Annotated in this window: 19 protein-coding genes; 9 read left to right on the plus strand and 10 right to left on the minus strand. The window is 66.3% G+C overall.

Features of this window, described 5'->3' with window-relative positions:
* Positions 1-2: 2 nt before the first annotated feature.
* Positions 3-1,241 carry an AI-2E family transporter gene (locus B4L26_RS03690; protein ID WP_290715974.1) on the minus strand — a complete coding sequence of 413 codons (1,239 nt, stop codon included), beginning with the start codon at positions 1,239-1,241 and terminating at the stop codon, positions 3-5.
* A 103-nt stretch (positions 1,242-1,344) separates the two neighbouring features.
* On the opposite strand from B4L26_RS03690, the gene B4L26_RS03695 reads away from it, so the two are divergent.
* The gene (locus tag B4L26_RS03695; RefSeq protein WP_290715977.1) at positions 1,345-2,655 is read left to right on the plus strand and encodes a primosomal protein; all 1,311 of its coding nucleotides are present in this window, start codon (positions 1,345-1,347) and stop codon (positions 2,653-2,655) included.
* On the opposite strand, the gene B4L26_RS03700 is transcribed toward B4L26_RS03695, so the two are convergent.
* Positions 2,652-3,809 carry an adenosine deaminase gene (locus B4L26_RS03700; protein ID WP_290715978.1) on the minus strand — a complete coding sequence of 386 codons (1,158 nt, stop codon included), beginning with the start codon at positions 3,807-3,809 and terminating at the stop codon, positions 2,652-2,654. The genes B4L26_RS03695 and B4L26_RS03700 overlap by 4 nt on opposite strands.
* Before the next feature lie 258 nt (positions 3,810-4,067).
* Between B4L26_RS03700 and sdhC the strand changes: the two genes are divergently transcribed.
* The 7 genes from sdhC (at position 4,068) to B4L26_RS03735 (ending at position 8,669) form a co-directional block, all read left to right on the plus strand.
* Complete coding sequence (gene sdhC, locus B4L26_RS03705; RefSeq protein WP_290715980.1) at positions 4,068-4,475, plus strand: succinate dehydrogenase, cytochrome b556 subunit; 408 nt, start codon at positions 4,068-4,070, stop codon at positions 4,473-4,475.
* 11 nt (positions 4,476-4,486) lie between these two features.
* Positions 4,487-4,933, plus strand: coding sequence for a succinate dehydrogenase hydrophobic membrane anchor subunit (locus B4L26_RS03710; RefSeq protein ID WP_290715983.1), 447 nt, complete (start codon positions 4,487-4,489; stop codon positions 4,931-4,933).
* A gap of 34 nt (positions 4,934-4,967) precedes the next feature.
* Positions 4,968-6,722, plus strand: a complete 1,755-nt coding sequence (sdhA, locus tag B4L26_RS03715) for a succinate dehydrogenase flavoprotein subunit (RefSeq protein WP_290715985.1) — start codon at positions 4,968-4,970, stop codon at positions 6,720-6,722.
* Entirely contained in the window at positions 6,722-7,507 is a 786-nt protein-coding gene (locus B4L26_RS03720; protein ID WP_290715988.1) for a succinate dehydrogenase iron-sulfur subunit, read from the plus strand. Before sdhA ends, B4L26_RS03720 begins: the two co-directional genes overlap by 1 nt.
* Before the next feature lie 127 nt (positions 7,508-7,634).
* Positions 7,635-8,033 (plus strand): hypothetical protein, encoded by a 399-nt coding sequence (locus B4L26_RS03725; RefSeq protein WP_290715991.1) that lies wholly within the window; start codon positions 7,635-7,637, stop codon positions 8,031-8,033.
* Between the two features lie 68 nt (positions 8,034-8,101).
* Positions 8,102-8,332: a hypothetical protein gene (locus B4L26_RS03730; protein ID WP_290715993.1), complete on the plus strand. Its 231-nt coding sequence runs from the start codon at positions 8,102-8,104 to the stop codon at positions 8,330-8,332.
* 16 nt (positions 8,333-8,348) lie between these two features.
* Positions 8,349-8,669: a type II toxin-antitoxin system PemK/MazF family toxin gene (locus B4L26_RS03735; RefSeq protein ID WP_290715995.1), complete on the plus strand. Its 321-nt coding sequence runs from the start codon at positions 8,349-8,351 to the stop codon at positions 8,667-8,669.
* A 7-nt stretch (positions 8,670-8,676) separates the two neighbouring features.
* On the opposite strand, the gene B4L26_RS03740 is transcribed toward B4L26_RS03735, so the two are convergent.
* From B4L26_RS03740 to B4L26_RS03755, 4 genes are all read right to left on the minus strand, one after another.
* On the minus strand, positions 8,677-10,380 hold the full coding sequence (locus tag B4L26_RS03740) for a cytochrome c biogenesis protein DipZ (protein ID WP_290715997.1): 1,704 nt from the start codon (positions 10,378-10,380) through the stop codon (positions 8,677-8,679).
* Between the two features lie 113 nt (positions 10,381-10,493).
* The gene (locus tag B4L26_RS03745; RefSeq protein WP_290715999.1) at positions 10,494-11,198 is read right to left on the minus strand and encodes an anti-sigma factor; all 705 of its coding nucleotides are present in this window, start codon (positions 11,196-11,198) and stop codon (positions 10,494-10,496) included.
* A gap of 1 nt (position 11,199) precedes the next feature.
* The gene (locus tag B4L26_RS03750) at positions 11,200-11,742 is read right to left on the minus strand and encodes a sigma-70 family RNA polymerase sigma factor (RefSeq protein ID WP_290716001.1); all 543 of its coding nucleotides are present in this window, start codon (positions 11,740-11,742) and stop codon (positions 11,200-11,202) included.
* Between the two features lie 93 nt (positions 11,743-11,835).
* Positions 11,836-12,123, minus strand: a complete 288-nt coding sequence (locus B4L26_RS03755; RefSeq protein WP_290716003.1) for a hypothetical protein — start codon at positions 12,121-12,123, stop codon at positions 11,836-11,838.
* 98 nt (positions 12,124-12,221) lie between these two features.
* On the opposite strand from B4L26_RS03755, the gene B4L26_RS03760 reads away from it, so the two are divergent.
* A complete protein-coding gene (locus B4L26_RS03760) occupies positions 12,222-13,508 on the plus strand; it encodes a D-alanyl-D-alanine carboxypeptidase family protein (RefSeq protein ID WP_290716005.1) in 1,287 nt (428 codons plus the stop codon).
* A 1-nt stretch (position 13,509) separates the two neighbouring features.
* On the opposite strand, the gene B4L26_RS03765 is transcribed toward B4L26_RS03760, so the two are convergent.
* The 4 genes from B4L26_RS03765 to B4L26_RS03780 all read right to left on the minus strand — a co-directional run.
* A complete protein-coding gene (locus B4L26_RS03765) occupies positions 13,510-14,646 on the minus strand; it encodes a YihY/virulence factor BrkB family protein (RefSeq protein WP_290716006.1) in 1,137 nt (378 codons plus the stop codon).
* A 19-nt stretch (positions 14,647-14,665) separates the two neighbouring features.
* Positions 14,666-15,691 (minus strand): tryptophan--tRNA ligase, encoded by a 1,026-nt coding sequence (trpS, locus tag B4L26_RS03770; RefSeq protein ID WP_290716008.1) that lies wholly within the window; start codon positions 15,689-15,691, stop codon positions 14,666-14,668.
* Between the two features lie 28 nt (positions 15,692-15,719).
* Positions 15,720-16,568, minus strand: coding sequence for an exodeoxyribonuclease III (locus B4L26_RS03775; RefSeq protein WP_290716010.1), 849 nt, complete (start codon positions 16,566-16,568; stop codon positions 15,720-15,722).
* A gap of 26 nt (positions 16,569-16,594) precedes the next feature.
* A partial coding sequence (locus B4L26_RS03780) for an isocitrate/isopropylmalate family dehydrogenase (protein ID WP_290716012.1) occupies positions 16,595-16,998 on the minus strand: 404 nt, incomplete at its 5' end.

Consider the following 16,998-nt stretch of genomic DNA (forward strand, 5'->3'; position numbering starts at 1 on the left):
GACTACGTGGCAGGGCTCGGATTTGCCGCGTCGGCGTCGGATTCGGTCGCCCCGGACTCGTCGGACGGGACCTCGGCGTCGGTCGACGCCGCCTTGCCCTTTCCCAGCGAGAGGACCAGCCGCCACCACGGGCGCTTCTCCGGCTCGTCGGAGTCGTTTCCCTCGAAATCGTCGACCCAGGCAACGCCCTTGTACACCGACCGGTACATGTTCACGGTGGTCACCACGATGATCATCACGACCGGACCGAACACGATCCCGGCGAACCCGAACATCCCCAGTCCGGCGAACACCCCGAGCATCATGAGTGCCGGCTGCAGGCGCGCGCTGCGGGGCACCAGTTGCGGACGCAGGATGTTGTCGATGTTCGAGATGACGATGACGTGGAACAGGGCCACGAAGACCCCACCGGCGATGTTGCCCGTCAACGCCATGCCGATGCCCAGCGGAATGGTGACGATGCCACTGCCCAGTGGGATCACCGACAGCACGGTCAAGAAGATGACGAACATGAAGAAGCCCTGGTGGATGCCGCCGATATAGATCGACACGGCACCCGCCAGTCCCTGGCAGAAGGCGATGACGAACTGGCCGCGCACCGTGGCGGTGACCATCGCCCCGATCTTCGCCAGATAGATGTCAGACACCTCCGGCCCCAGCGGATTGAGGTCTTTGAACACGTCGACGACCTTCTGCGCGTTGGTCAACAACGCCAGGAAGACATACAGGAAGATGATCGCCATCGTGAACGTCGTGGCCAGGCCGCTGGCCGAGTCACCGGCCGCGTCCATCGCAAACTTGCCGAATGCCTCGGCGACGTTGGACACCCAGTCGCGCACCCGGTCCATCGTCAGCGGTTCGACGTGGACGAACGGCACCTTGCCCAGGAATTCGTTGACCGAGTTGAGAAGCCGGTCCCCCACCTCCGTCAGATCTGTCTTGTCCAACCAGGCCCGCACGCTGGAGACCATCTGGGCGATCTGCACACCGGCCATCGTGAGGATCCCCGCCAGCGGGATCCCCACGATCGCGACCGCGCTCAACAGCGTCAAGGTCGACGCCAGACCGCTGCTCATGTGTGCGCGAAGACGCCGGTAAATCGGCTGGAACAGGTATGCGAGCACCGCCGCAAAGCCGATCAGGACCAGATAGTGGCGGAGAAAGTAGGCCGCGAACAGGAGGACGACCACCGTCATCGCGCCGAGTGCCCGGCGCTGGCCAGGGGTGAACTCCGCCAACACCCCCTCATCGTAGGGGGCGTACCCGGCGCCCGAGGGCAACCTGGACCGTGTCAGGAGCAGCCCAGGTTCGTTGCGGCACACCTGACTTCGTTAGGCTTTCCCCATGGCCGGAGACATCGTCCCCATTGAGCTGGGTCTCACCGACGGAAACGCCTATACCCTCTGGGCCCCGCGCTGGCGCGAGGACGACGAGGAGTGGGAGGCGTTCCTCGGGCTCGATGAAGACCTATACGGATTCGACGACGTCGCCCACCTCGTCGGCTACATCCGCAGCACCGACGACGAGCACGACCTCGTCGACCATCCTGCGTGGTCGACGGTCGTCGAACTGCAGGCCGACGAGCTGGTGCCCGACAAGCGGCACACCTATGACCTCATCGGCGTCCCCGAGCTCGCGGCCGACGATCCGACTCCGGAGAACATCGCCGAGCTCGAGGACGCACTGGAGATCGTGCGCATCCTCGGCGAGGTGTGTGAGCTGGGCAAGATCACCAAGTTCTTCAACGGCAACCCGATCCTGGGCGCCGTCACCGCTGGCACCCGCAACTTCGTGGGCCGCGACGGCCAGGACCTCTGGGTCCGCATCGGCCGGCTCATCGCCAAGCACTGGGACGACGTGATCGACGCGCTCGACGACGTGCTGGAGACCCCCGACGTGGACGATGCCGTCGCGGCTGCCGCCGAGGCCGAGCTCGCCGCCGCTGCGTCGGCCGAGGACGAGGACGAGCCAGAGGACGACGATCTCGATCTCGTCGGTGACGACGGTGACGACGGTGACGAGTCGGCCGCGTCCCTCGTCGACGACGACGACGACGACACCGATACCGAGGCCGCCGAGCTGATCGAGGGCGAGATCGAGGAGGACGACTTCTGGGTCAACGTCGGGATCGACCCGATCCAGATCACGACGTCGGACGGCGAGTACCTCTCGCTGCGCTGCTACCTCGATGACGAGCCGGTGTTCCTCGGCAAGGACGGAACGATCTTCGTGTTCCCGTCGATCCGTTCGATCACGCGCTTCCTCGCCGAGGATGACGACCACGATCTTGCGAAGGTCTCCACCTTCGACGACGTGCGCGTCGCCGCGACCGACGGCGTCCTCGAGTTCGAGGTCTACGACGACAACGTCTATGTGCTGCCCGGCCTCGCCGAGGACATCGCCGACGGCCCGCGCCGGATCGACGGCGAGCAGCTCGATCTGGCCGTGGAGCTACTCCTCGACGCCGGCGAGTACGCCGACGACGAGGCGGTCGGCGAGGCACTGAGCTCGACCACCCCGCTGGGCTGGTTCATCGACTACGCGACGAACCCTGATCCGAAGCGCTTGGCGCCGAGCCCGCCGTTCGACAACGAGTCCGAGGCGTTCCGCGCGCTGGTCCACGACTTCGAGGACCGCCTCGAGCGCAAGTCTTAACCTTTCAGCACGGCGAAACCGGGCTTGATCACGTTGTCGATCAGCTCCATCCGCTTGTCAAACGGGACGAATGCCGACTTCATCGCATTGACCGCGAAGCGCTCGAAATCGGCCCAGCCATAACCGAATTGTTCGGCCAACAGCAGGCACTCGCGACTCATCGTCGTATCGCCCATCAGGCGGTTGTCGGTATTGACCGTCACTCGGAACCGCAGCCGCGCGAGGATGTCGAACGGATGCGACGCCAAGTCGGCTACCGCACCTGTCTGCACATTCGATGACGGACACAACTCCAACGGGATCCGCTTGTCGCGCACGTAGTTCGCGATGTCGCCCAGACGCGCGCCGGCCAGTGATTGCGACGACTGCGCCCCGACCGGCAACTCCACGTCGTCGATGACCCGCACGCCGTGCCCGAGCCGATCGGCGCCGCAATAGCCGATGGCCTCCTTGATCGATGGGAGTCCGAACGCCTCGCCGGCGTGGATCGTGTACCTCATGCAGTGGGCGCGCAGGTAGTCGAAGGCATCGAGGTGGCGCGTCGGCGGGTTGCCCACTTCCGCCCCGGCGATGTCGAACCCGACGACGCCGTCGCGACGGAACCGCACGGCGAGCTCGGCGATCTCGGTCGACCGCGCCGCGTGCCGCATCGCCGTGACCAGGCATCCGACGACGATCGGCCGTCCGGCCGCGGCGGCAGCGCGCTGACCGTCGTCGAATCCCCTCAGTACCGCAGCCATCACCTCGTCGAGGGTCAGGCCCTGCTCAAGGTGTAGCTCGGGAGCGAACCGGACCTCGGCGTAGACCACGCCGTCGGCGGCAAGGTCCTCCACGCATTCGAATGCGACGCGGTGCAGTGCCGCGGCGGTCTGCATGACCGCGACGGTGTGTCCGAAGGTCCGCAAATACCGCACGAGCGACCCGGCGTTGGCGTTGTCGACGAACCATCGGCCCAACTCGGCGGGGTCCTCGGTGGGCAGCTCCCCATACCCGGACTCGCGGGCCAGGTCGATGATGGTCGCGGGCCGCAGACCACCGTCGAGGTGATCGTGCAGCAGCACCTTCGGAGACAGGCGGAGGTTCTCGATGGTGATCGGCGCGCCCGACCCGGATGAGGGGCCGCCGGGCGTGACGGAGGTCGTCTCAGCGCTCATGTGTTGAGCGTGACACAGATTTCGGGTGAGACATTCTCCACACTCTGATCTCTTTGGAAACACCTCGATAACAGCGGGCAACTGCCTGTGACCGCGCTATTTCCGTCCCTTTACCAGAGTTAGTATTGGTAAGGCAAACCTTAGTTCCGATCAGTTGGATCAGAAAAGTATTCGGGCGCTTTCTCACGACGGCTGAGCAGGGTTTAGAGTCATTCTCATCTGGTCCTAAGAAACCACGTTCGGAGGCCGAATCACGCCATGAGCACACCCACTGAGGCACCCGCTCCGGTGCGCAAGGTATCCGTCTATCGAGGCGATCCCGGGATGTGGGCGTGGGTCCTACATCGGATCACCGGTGTGACGATCTTCTTCTTCCTCTTCGTCCATGTCCTCGACACGGCCGTCATCCGCATCAATGCGGAGGAGTACGACGCGATCATCAACACCTACAAGACGCCGATCATCGGCCTCATGGAGATCGCCCTCGTCTTCTGCGTGCTCTTCCACGCCTTCAACGGCGTCCGCGTGATCCTCATCGACTTCTGGTCCAAGGGGCCGCGCTACCAGCGCCAGATGCTCTGGGTGGTCGTCGGACTGTTCATCATCGTCTTCGGCGCGGCCGCCATCCGCCTGCTGCAGCTCATTCTGACCCACGCCTTCCACTAGGGGACGCCACAATGACCACCGCCGCTCCGCAGCCCGCGAAGACCCTCCTCAAGAGCCACGACCGCCCGCCGTCGTTGGACAACCCCCGTGCGCCCCGCAAGCGCAAGGGCGGCAACTTCGAGAAGTACGCATGGTTGTTCATGCGCTTCTCCGGGATCATCTTGGTGTTCCTCGTGATCGGCCACATGGCGATCATGCTGACCTGGGACACGGGCGTGCACCGCATCAGCGCCGAGTTCGTCAAAGAGCGCTGGTCCAGCCCGGGCTGGCAGATCTGGGACCTGACCATGCTGTGGCTCGCACAGCTGCACGGCGGCAACGGCGTGCGCACAGTCATCGCCGACTACTCCCGCAAGGATTCGACCCGCTTCTGGCTGAACCTCCTGCTGGCCGTCTCGATGATCCTCACCCTCGTCCTCGGCACGTACGCGCTGTTGACGTTCAACACCGGCAGCTAGACCACCGCGACCCGCATAAGGAGACCCACCAGCCATGCAGGAACACCGTTACGACGTGGTCATCGTCGGCGCCGGCGGCGCAGGCATGCGGGCCGCGATCGAGGCTGCGCCCCGCGCCCGGACCGCGGTTCTCACCAAGCTCTACCCGACGCGCAGCCACACCGGCGCGGCACAGGGCGGCATGTGCGCCGCCTTGGCCAACGTCGAGGAGGACAACTGGGAGTGGCACACGTTCGACACGGTCAAGGGCGGTGACTACCTCGCCGACCAGGACGCCGTCGAGATCATGGCCAAGGAGGCCATCGACGCGGTGATCGACCTGGAGAAGATGGGTCTGCCGTTCAACCGCACCCCCGAGGGCAAGATCGACCAGCGCCGCTTCGGCGGTCACACCCGCGACCACGGCAAGAGTCCGGTCCGCCGCGCCTGTTACGCCGCCGACCGCACCGGCCACATGATCCTGCAGACGCTGTACCAAAACTGCGTCAAGCACGACGTCGAGTTCTACAACGAGTTCTACGCGCTCGACATTGCGCTGACCGAGAACGAGGACGGCGAGAAGGTCGCCACCGGTGTCGTGGCCTACGAGCTGGCCACCGGCGAGATCCACGTCTTCCACGCCAAGTCGATCGTGTTCGCCACCGGCGGCTCGGGCCGCATGTACAAGACGACGTCGAACGCCCACACGCTCACCGGCGACGGCATGGGCATCATCTTCCGCAAGGGCCTGCCCCTGGAGGACATGGAGTTCCACCAGTTCCACCCGACGGGGCTGGCCGGCCTGGGCATCCTCATCTCCGAGGCGGTTCGCGGCGAGGGCGGCATCCTGCGCAACGTCGACGGTGAGCGCTTCATGGAGCGCTACGCACCGACGATCAAGGACCTCGCGCCCCGCGACATCGTCGCGCGGTCGATGGTGCTGGAGGTCCTCGAGGGCCGCGGCGCCGGCCCCAACAAGGACTACGTCTACATCGACGTGACCCACCTCGGCGAGGACGTCCTCAACGAGAAGCTCCCCGACATCACCGAGTTCGCACGCACCTACCTCGGCGTCGACCCGGTCACCGAGTACGTGCCGGTCTACCCGACGTGTCACTACGTGATGGGCGGCATCCCGACCAACGTCGAGGGCCAGGTGCTGGCCAACAACGACGAGGTCGTGCACGGCCTGTACGCCGCCGGCGAGTGCGCCTGCGTCTCGGTGCACGGCGCCAACCGCCTGGGCACCAACTCGCTGCTGGACATCAACGTCTTCGGCCGCCGCGCCGGTATCGCCGCCGCCGAGTACGCCAACACCCACGACTTCGTGGCCATGCCGCCGGAGCCGACGGCGATGGTCGACGAGTGGCTCGACGGCGTGCTGTCCGAGCACGGCAACGAGCGCGTCGCCGATATCCGCACCGAGTTGCAGCAGACGATGGACAACAACGCGTCGGTGTTCCGCACCGAGGAGACGCTGACCCAGGCGCTCTCCGACGTGCGCGCCCTCAAGCAGCGCTACAACCACGTCCGCGTCCACGACAAGGGCAAGCGGTTCAACACCGACCTGCTCGAGGCGATCGAACTCGGCTTCCTCCTGGAGATGGCCGAGGTCACAGTTGTCGGTGCGCTGAACCGCAAGGAGTCCCGCGGCGGCCACGCCCGCGAGGACTTCCCGACTCGCGACGACGAGAACTTCATGAAGCACACGATGGCGTACAAGTTGGGCCCCGGCCTGATTGCCGACATCGAGCTGGACTACAAGCCCGTGGTCCAGACCCGCTACGAGCCGATGGAGCGCAAGTACTGATGACTGCAACCGTCGAAGAAACCATTGTCGAGGGCGAACCGCCATTGCCCCCGGTGCCCGCCGAGGCCCGCATGGTGGATCTCAAAATCTACCGGTTCAACCCCGAGGATCCCGACGCCGCCGGCTTCGAGACCTTCCGTGTCCCCGCGCTGGAGACCGACCGCCTCCTCAACCTGTTGCTGTACGTGAAGGGCTACCTCGACGGCACCTTCACGTTCCGCCGCAGTTGTGCGCATGGCGTGTGCGGCTCGGATGCGATGCGCATCAACGGTGTCAACCGCCTCGCCTGCAAGCTGCTGATGAAGGACCTGTTCCCCAAGGACCCGTCCAAGATCCTCACCATCACGGTCGAGCCGATCAAGGGCCTGCCGGTGGAGAAGGACCTCGTCGTCGACATGGAACCGTTCTTCGACGCCTACCGGGCAGTCAAGCCATTCCTCATGACCAGCGGCCACGAGCCCACCAAGGAGCGCATCCAGTCCGTCACGGACCGAGCCCGCTTCGACGACACCACCAAGTGCATCCTCTGCGCGTGCTGCACCACGAGTTGCCCGGTCTATTGGAACGAAGGCTCGTACTACGGTCCGGCTGCGATCGTTAACGCGCACCGCTTCATCTTCGATTCCCGTGACGAGGGTGCCGTCGAACGCCTCGACATCCTCAACGAGGTCGACGGTGTCTGGCGCTGCCGCACCACGTTCAATTGCACGGATGCGTGCCCCCGCGGCATCCAGGTCACCCAGGCGATCCAGGAGGTCAAGCGCGCGCTGATGTTCTCGCGCTGACCTGCACCGACTCAGCCCCGCGAAGCCCCGTCGAATCTCCTTCTCGACGGGGCTTCGCCGTTTCTGCCCACACCGGCGCCGGGAGGGGCGATGGAGCCGATCGGGACGCTCGTGCGTCTAAGAAGGTATGACGAAACGACTGCTCGCAATCCTGCTTCTCCTTTGCTTCATCGGCACCCTCGCGACGCCCGCTGCCACCGCCAAGCCCGACGCGGAGCCGAACGTCGACGCCGGTATGCGCGTCACCATCACGTTCGTGTCCGACGTGCGTGACAACGGCGAATCGACGTGGTTCGACGCCCTCGGCCGCCCCCGTACGCAGGCGAAGACTCCGCTGGCCGAGTCTCTGGGATCAGCGGCCCTCTGGTCGTCGACCCTGGCGTACACCGCCCAGGCCCCGACGCGCCTGTCCGCGACGTTCACCACCGGCGGTTCGTTCGCCCGGTGCACGATCCTCGTCGACGACGAGGTGCGTGCCACAGATACCGTGACCACCAGCGGCGGGCGGGCAACATGCCAGGCATAAGCTCCAACGACACCGGACGAACCCAAGACGGCATACCAATTGGTATACCGCCGCAGTATGGTGACATCATGAGCGTCACCACTATCAAGGTCGATACGGCCCTGCGCGACCGCATTAGTGCCGCCGCACGCGAGCACGGACAGACCATCGGTGAGTACCTCGATCAGATCGTCAAGGACGCGCGGCGCCGTGAACGACTGCAGGCCATGGCCAATGCGATGCACGCGAACCCGCCCGGGCCCGACTACTGGGCCGAGGTTGCCGAGATCGACTCCCTCAGCGCCGCGGTACGCGACTAGAACGGCGGCACGGAGAATGCAGGCCGGTGAGGTGTACTGGGTCCGTCCCGATCCCGTTGTCGGACGCGAACAGGCGGGACGGCGCCCATTCGTCCTAGTCGCCTCCCCCACCTACCTCGAACTCGTCGACACCCTCGCCTTGGGCGTGCCACTCAGCATGACCAACCGCGAGTGGCCGAATCACGTTCCCGTAGAGATCCCCGGAATGGCAGGCTTCGCCATGACCGAGCAGCTGCGCACCGTGTCCCGGGACCGGTTCGACGGGTTCATCGGCCGAATCGATGCCGATGCCCTCAGTGCGATTCGCGAGTGGCTTGCCGACTACCTCGGCTTCTGACACCACCTCACCCGAACGTGAACGTATAGACCGAGATACCCGGGGTGTAGGACAGATCCAGCACTCGCGGGTGCGACTCACCGTCGACCAGGGTGTACAGCCGCGGCAACCCGTCGACGGCGATGGTGCGGTCTTGCTCGCCGGTCACGCGCACGGTCAGTGCGCCGCGGCCAGACAGCACGGTGAACACCTTCGCACCGCGCGTGCTCACCCGCACGCGGGCATCGGAGACCGACGTGACGGACTCGTCGTCGACGTCGAAGCGCCCGCCGAGGCTGAACGTGTCAATCGGTTGCACACGTGCGGGGGTGAAGTCGCGGCCCCGACCCGGGGCCAGTGATCCGGCACCCGCGTACGTCGAATATCCCCGCCGGGCGCCGAGGTACATCTCGGGCGATGTGGGACCGGTCGACGGCACGTCGGCACCGCCGGTGACCGGAGCTGGCAGATCGACGGCGGGGTTGGCGGCACGCAACAGCGCACGCAGGGCGTTTTCCGTCGTCGCGTAATCTCCCTCGCCGAACTTTCTCGCGCGCACCGCACCGGACGCATCGATGAGGTATTTGGCTGGCCAATACCGGTTCATGTACGCGTTCCAGACGGTGAAATCGTTGTCCTGGACCACCGGGTAGGCGATCCCTTCCTTCTTGATGGCGGCGGCGACGTTGCCCGGGTCGTGCTCGAACGCGAACTCGGGCGTGTGCACGCCCACAACGACGAGCCCGGCCGCGCGGTAGGCCGCATCCCACTTCTTCACGTACGGCGCATCGCGCAGGCAGTTGATGCACGAGTACGTCCAGAAGTCGACCAGCACCACCTTGCCGCGCAGCCCCGCGATGGTCAGCGGCCGTCCATCGGTGTTGAACCAGCGGCCGGCCCCACTGAACTCCGGTGCGGCTCCACAGTGTGCGAGCCGAGTCGCGTCACCGATGCAGGACCGGATCTCACCGGTCCCCGATACCGGTCGTGCGGCATCGATGATCGCCTGCTGTCGCGCGATTGCCCTCTCGGCCCCGCCGGTGTAGCCAGGAATCACGCGCTGCAGCGTCGCCGGGGCGCCCACGGCGATCGCCACCGCCATCGCCACCAGCACGGCACCGCCGCCGATGCGGAACGCCCGCTGCCGCTGGCGGTACGCCGCGAGACGCTTGGCCATCGACGCACCGGCCAGCGCAAAGAATGCCAACGGGATAGCCGCGCCGAGCGCGAAGCTGATCGTGAGTACCACGGTGCGCCATCCGATCTCGGCAGTGGCGCCCGCGATCGAGATCGCCGCCAGTACCGGACCCGCGCACGGGACATAGAGGGTCCCCAGTCCGATCCCCAGCAGCAGCGTGCCGAAGGTGCCGCCGGTCTCCCCCGGCGTCCACGACGGGAAGCGGGCAAACGGGCGCTCCAGCACATGCGCGACCTGCGGGATCATCAGGCTCAGACCGACCAGAGCCAACAGCGCGATCCCCGTCCAGCGCAAGAGCCCGGTCGGGAGGTGCAGCGCCGACAGCACGAGGGTCCCCAGCAGCGCGATGGTCCCGAAGCTGAGGACGATACCGACGATGATCAGCAACGGCCGCACCCACTGCGCCCGAGCCGCCGTGGCCGTCGTGTCGCCGGCACCACCTGTCACGAACACGATGGGGATCATCGGCAGCACGCACGGCGACACGCCTGTGATCAACCCGCTGACCAGTCCCAACAGCGCCAAGGTGAGCATCGTCGTCCTCCACGGTTCCTCGGGCGGAGAATCGGCTTGCTCCGCGCGTCACCGGTCATTCGGCGCCGCGACGGTCGCGGATTGGTGGCGTCTTGGCAGCCGGCGTCGGCTGATCAGGTGATCGGGAACCGGACCACCATCGGTGACGTCGGCTGCGCCGATCCTGCCGCCGGTTCCACCGATAGCCCGACCATCGTCGGGCGCTCCATATCCGTCATCACCACCATCGACTTGTCGGCCTGCCCGCCCGGCACCATTCCGGCGCTCTTCACCGTGCCGCCTACGGTGATCCACACCTGGTACATCATGTCCGGCGCGATCGGCGGCAGATCGGTGGTCGCGACGACGGTGGCGCGCTGCGACGGCGCATACATCGCCGCCACGGTCCCGTTGATCATCGACGCGGAGGCCTTCGTCATGTCGGGGGCAGACATCACCGAGCTCACCACCGCCGATTGCGCGATGTTGGGCGCCGGCGTGGGATTGGCGGAACGCCAGACGGAGAAACCGGCGGCCAATGCGACGACCATCGCGCAGGCGGCAGCCAACCACATCACCCTCCGGCGCCGATTCAACCGGATCACCCTCGACGCCTCCTCGTCGACGGCGGCAAGCACCGCAGCGCGAAGGCCCGGCGGCATCGTCGTACCCGGGCCGCCCATTGCCTCAACGGTTGACCGGAACGCGTCGACATCGGCCCGGCACTGCTCGCACGAGTCCAGGTGCCGCTCGAATCCGGCCCGCTCGTGCTGTGGCAGCGCATCCAGTACGTACAGTTCCGGCACGCCGTCGAACTCGTCATGCTTAACGGTCGCCATCTCACGCACCTCCCAAACAGGCCCGAAGGGCGCGCAACCCGTCGCGGATCCGCGTTTTCACCGTCGCCGGGTTGGCCGCGAGCGAGTCAGCGACCTGTGCATAGGTCAGCCCGCCGTAGTACGCGAGATCGATTGCCTCGCGCTGCAGGTCCGACAGTCCGTCCAGACATGCCCGGACCTGGCGCGACTCGTCGGCGGCCACGACCGTCTCACTGACCCGGTCGTAGTCGGGGATTTCGCGCGCCTGGTAGACCACATCTCGATTGGTGGCGGCTTGGTCGTGGCGAACCGCGTCCACCGCGCGGCGCCGCGTGAGCGTCATGATCCATGCGGCGGCACTCCCGCGTGCCGGATCGAACCGGGCCGCATCGCGCCAGACCTGCAACCATGCCTCCTGCACGACCTCCTCTGCCCGTGCCGCGCTGCGCACCACGCGCACGGCCAGTGCGTAGCTCTGCGGACCGAGCGTGTCGAACAGGTCGGCGTAAGCAGCCCGGTCCCCACTGCCGACCGCGGTCAGCATCGCGTCGGTGGCCACATCCATCCTCAGCTCCGTCGTCCCCGGACCACTTGTCCCCATATCCAGCATTCGCCGCGGCCCGCCGTCTGGATGGGTTTTCTCGCGACCGACCAATCCTTACCCGGCTCGGCGCCGAATCGCCAGCGAGGAACACAATCCGCTGTTCCCATCACCCTGTTTTGGAGGACCCATGTCGAGCACCACCACCACCCGTCCCCGCATGTTGGCCGGCGTCGCACTGGCTGTCACCGCTGCCGGCGCGCTGCTGCTCACCGGCTGCGACAACACGAAGTCCGAAAAGCCGTCGACGACGATGATGACGCCGGCACCCATGTCGGGAACGATGACCCCGCCAATGTCGGGCACCATGGCACCGCCCATGTCGGGCACCATGACTCCTCCCATGTCAGGCACCATGACTCATCCCATGTCAGGCATGATGACGCCACCGATGTCCCACTGACCCGGCCCGCCGTCGTCGTCGCGTCTTGCTAGTGTGAGGCGTGCTTCTCCCCCGCGTGGCCGCCATGTCCGTCCTGTTGGCCGCGGGAGTGCTGGTAGGCGCGACGACGGCGCTGGCAAACCCGCCCGGGTTCAACCCCTACGTCGCACCGACGACCCCGGCCACCGACCATTGCCCGCATCAGACGAAGACCCCTCCGGCGGTGGACACCTCCGAGGTGCCCAAACCCGGACAGGTCGCCCCTGCTCCCCTGCCCGTACCCGAGCCGCCGATCGGCGGTGCCAAGCTGGCAGCCTGCGGAGTGGTCGTCGCCGACGGGATGGGCGCGCCGCCGCACAAACTGACCTCGGCGGCATGGTTGGTCGCCGACATGGGAACCGGCGAGATCCTCGCCGCCAAAGACCCGCACGGCCGCTACCGACCCGCGTCGACGATCAAGGTGCTGCTGGCGCTGGTCGCGCTCGACGAGTTGGACTTGACCGCTCCGGTCACGGTGCACCGCGAGGAGTACGAGACCGAAGGCGACTCGTGCGGGACCGGGCCCCGAGGCCACTACACCAACCGCGACATGGTGACCGGCCTGCTCATGGCGTCGGGCAACGACTGCGCGATGGTCATCGCCCGCGAACTCGGCGGCGTCGATAAGACGCTGGCAAAGATGAACGCCCGCGCCAAAGATCTCGGTGCGCTCGACACGCGCGCCGCCTCACCGTCGGGCCTCGATGCCCCCGGCATGTCGACGTCGGCCTACGACCTGGCCGTCATCTTCCGTGCCGCGATGCGCAACGAGACGTTCCGGGAGATCATCGGCAAGCGTCAGTACCGCTTTCCCGGCTATCCGCCCCGCCCGGAGATCCCGCACGATCCCGACCACCCGGCCTACGACATGTTCACGTCCAACAACCTGCTCGCCGAGGGGTTCCCCGGCATGCTCGGCGGCAAGACCGGGTACACCGACGACGCGCTGAAGACCTTTGTCGGCGCCGCCCACGTCGGTGGCCGCGACGTGCTGATCGTCCAGATGTACGGGCTCTCCGTGGAAACCTCGTCGTATTGGACGCAGGCCAAGGACCTCCTCGCCTGGGGCGGTCGTGCGCCGGCAGGTGCTTCGATCGGCACCCTGAACGCGACCGGCGACGACAAGTCCGGCGAGTCGACCACCACGACGAACGCGGCAGAACGCCCCGTCGCGGGCCCGGCTCCCGAGGCTCCCGCCGACGACTCGTCGGGGATCTTCGACAACACCTTTGTACTCGGACTGTTGTGGGCGATCACCGTCTGCGCGCTGGGCTATCTCGGCATCCGGGTGCTCGCGCGACGGCCGTAACTCAGGCCTTCCCGGCCTTCGCGTCGGCGCTCTCGCCGTCAGCGTTCTCCCCCTCGGCACCCTCCCCGTCGGCACTCTCCCCGTCGGCACTCTCCCCGTCGACACTGCTTTCGTCGGCAGTCTGTTCGCCGGTAGCCTCCTCGTCGGAGTCACTCGTGACCGTGTCCTCCTGATCGAGGAGGTAACTCGTATTGACCGGGTCGGTGGCACACCAGGCCGTCATGTAGAAGAGAATGCGGGCCACGATGTTGATGAACATCATCACCGTGATGATCGAGCCGAACGCCGCGCCGGCGGGCCCACGGCTCGTCGACGCGATGATCATCCCGGCCGCCGACTTGAGGACCTCAAAGGCGATTGCGGTGAGCAGCCCCGCCTTCCAGGCGTTGCGCAGCGGGAGGTTGACCAGCGGAACCTTCGCGAGGATCACGGTCATCAGCGGCCAGGTGATGAGGATCGAGACGATCGGCGCGACCACCTGGAACATGTCGACCGCTACCGGTGACCAATCCAGGTTGAGCCACACCATGACGAGGTCGGCCAGCGTCGTCGATCCCGCCGCACTCATCACCAGCGCTACAACGAACCACAGCCCGAGCAGGACGAACTGACCCAGGTCGAAGACCTTCGACAGGACCGGATTGCGGTCGACGTTGCCACCCCAGATCGCCGTCATCGCCTGCCGGGCACCCGACATCCAGTTGATCCCGGTCAGCGCGGCGAAGAGCAAGCCGACCACGCCCACTGTCGAGCGCGAGCGCACCGCCGAGTCCATCGCCTTGGCCAACGTGTCACCGAGATCTCCGGGGACGGCATCGATGATCGTCTGGCGCATGGTGTCGAGTAGTTCGGGCTGGCGCGAGAGGATGAAGCCGGCGATGGCGAACGCGACCATCAACACCGGCACCAAGGCCATCACCGTCCGGAAGCTCATCGCCGCGGCGAACGCGCCACCGTAGTGCTCGTCGTGGCGCTCCAACGTCGACATGACGCGGTCGAGAAACGGGAATCGTTCCCGAGCTGCCTTGATCCCGTCGGTGATCGCCGTGATCAGCGCGGAAACGCGGTCAATGATGGCCTTGACGAACGCGACGATGGGATCGACGACGATCGCGATCCCCACAGGCATCGAAGGCATGGCCTTATCGTCGCAGATCCTACGACGCCGAGGGCGCCAGGAACCCGACCTTGTCGTAGACGTCGCGCAGCGTGGGTGAGGCGACCGCTCGCGCCTTGGCCGCACCGTCGGCGAGAATCCCGTCCAGGTGGGCGGGATCGGCGAGCAACTCGTCGACCTTCCCGCGCAACGGGGTCACGAAGTCGGTCAGCACGTCGGCGGTGTCGACCTTGAGGTGCCCGTACTGCTTGCCCTCGTACGAGGTGACGAGCTCATCGATCGAGCGCCCGGTCAGCGCGGACTGGATCGTGAGCAGGTTGGACACCCCCGGCTTGGCGTCGCGGTCGAAGGCGACGACTGAGTCGCTGTCGGTGACCGCGGATTTGATCTTCTTCGCCGAACGCTTCGGATCGTCGAGCAGGTTGATCAGCCCAGCGTCGGAATCGGCGGACTTGCTCATCTTGGCCGTCGGGTTCTGCAGGTCGTAGATCTTGGCGAACTCCTTGACGATGTGCGGGCGCGGCACGGTGAACGTCTGGCCGTAGCGCGCGTTGAACCGGCTCGCGAGGTCTCGGGTCAGTTCGAGGTGCTGGCGCTGGTCCTCACCCACGGGGACCTCGTCAACCTGGAAGGCCAGGATGTCGGCCGCCATGAGGATCGGATAGGTGAACAGCCCGACGCCGGCCGACTCGGTTCCCTGCTTGGCCGACTTGTCCTTGAACTGTGTCATCCGGTTGGCCTCACCGAAGCCGGTGAGGCACGAGAGCACCCAGGTGAGCTGGGCGATCTCGGGGATGTGCGACTGTACGTAGATCGTCGAGCGCGACGGGTCGACGCCGAGCGCCAACAGCTGCGCCACGGACAATCGAGTGCGCTCGCGCAACTTCTCCGGATCGGTCGGCACGGTGATCGCGTGCATGTCCGGGATGAAGTAGAAGGCGTCGTCGAATTGCCCCTGCAGCTCGACCCACTGCTTGACGGCCCCGAGGTAGTTGCCGAGGTGGAAGGAGTCGCTCGTGGGCTGGATGCCCGACAGAACCCTTACGTGGCGCTCGTCGTCACTCATGACTCACAGTCTTTCAGACGGGTGCTCGTCAGCTGAAAACGGTCGTGACCGCGCTGTGGTCCGACCACCGCAGGTCGTAGGCCTGCGCGCGATGGACGTAGGACTTCGCCGCCCGCGCGGCAAGTTCCGGCGTGACGAGGTGGTAGTCGATGCGCCAGCCGGCGTCGTTGTCGAAGGATTTTCCCCGCCACGACCACCACGTATACGGACCTGGAACATCGCCGGTCAGCTCGCGCGTGACGTCGACCCATCCACAGTCGAGCAGGCCCGCCACCCACTCGCGCTCGTGCGGCTGGAACCCGGGGCTTCGCTTGTTCGTCTTGAACGCCTTGAGGTCGTTCTCCGCGGGCGCGATGTTCCAGTCACCGCCGACGACGGTGTGGCCGCCCCCCGGTTTCGACCGCAGGTACTCCCCGAACTCGACAAGGAAGCGCTTCTTCTCGTCGAACTTGCGGGCATCGGTCTCGGTGGCCGTCGACGTGTGCGCCGGGTCGACCGCCCCCTTGGGTAGGTACAGGCTCGCGACGGTGATCTCGCCGAACGCCGACTCCACGTCGACCTCCAGGTAGCGCCCGAGAGTGTCGAACTCCTCGCTGCCGAAGCCGGCGCGCACCGCGGTCGGCTCCGTCCGGGTGAGCACACCGACGCCGGCGTGGCCCTTCACCGTCGACTCCGACATCGCCAGATGCCATCCGTCATCGAGAGCCGGCACCAATGCCTCGCGCGCCTGCTCCTCGGTAGCCCGGATCTCTTGCAGCGCAACGGCTTGCGAGTCCAACTCGGCCAACCACGGCAGCAGCCCGAGGTTGGTCTCCGAGCGCTCTTTGACCGCAGCGCGGATGCCGTTGACGTTGACCGTCGTCACCGAAAAGCTCACCCGGCCACGGTAGCCGGTGCCGCGAGTCAGGCCTTGAGTGCCTTCGCCAGGTTCTCGTCGAGGGTCGCAAGGAACTCCTCGGTGGTCTGGTAGGCCTGGTCGCTGCCGACGAGCAGAGCGAGGTCCTTGGTCATCTTCCCCGACTCGACGGTCTTGACGACGACGTCCTCGAGCTTCTCGGCGAACTCGCGCACCTCGGGGGTGTTGTCGAGCTTGCCGCGATGGTCGAGGCCGCGGGTCCAGGCGAAGATCGATGCGATCGGGTTGGTCGACGTCGGCTTGCCCTGCTGGTGCTGGCGGTAGTGGCGGGTCACGGTGCCGTGCGCAGCCTCGGCCTCACAGGTCCGGCCGTCCGGGGTCAGCAGCACCGAGGTCATCAGGCCCAGCGAGCCGTAACCCTGGGCGACGGTGTCGGACTGCACGTCGCCGT

Origin of the sequence: Gordonia sp. UBA7599, from assembly GCA_002477755.1 — a bacterium.
GTDB lineage: Bacteria > Actinomycetota > Actinomycetes > Mycobacteriales > Mycobacteriaceae > Gordonia.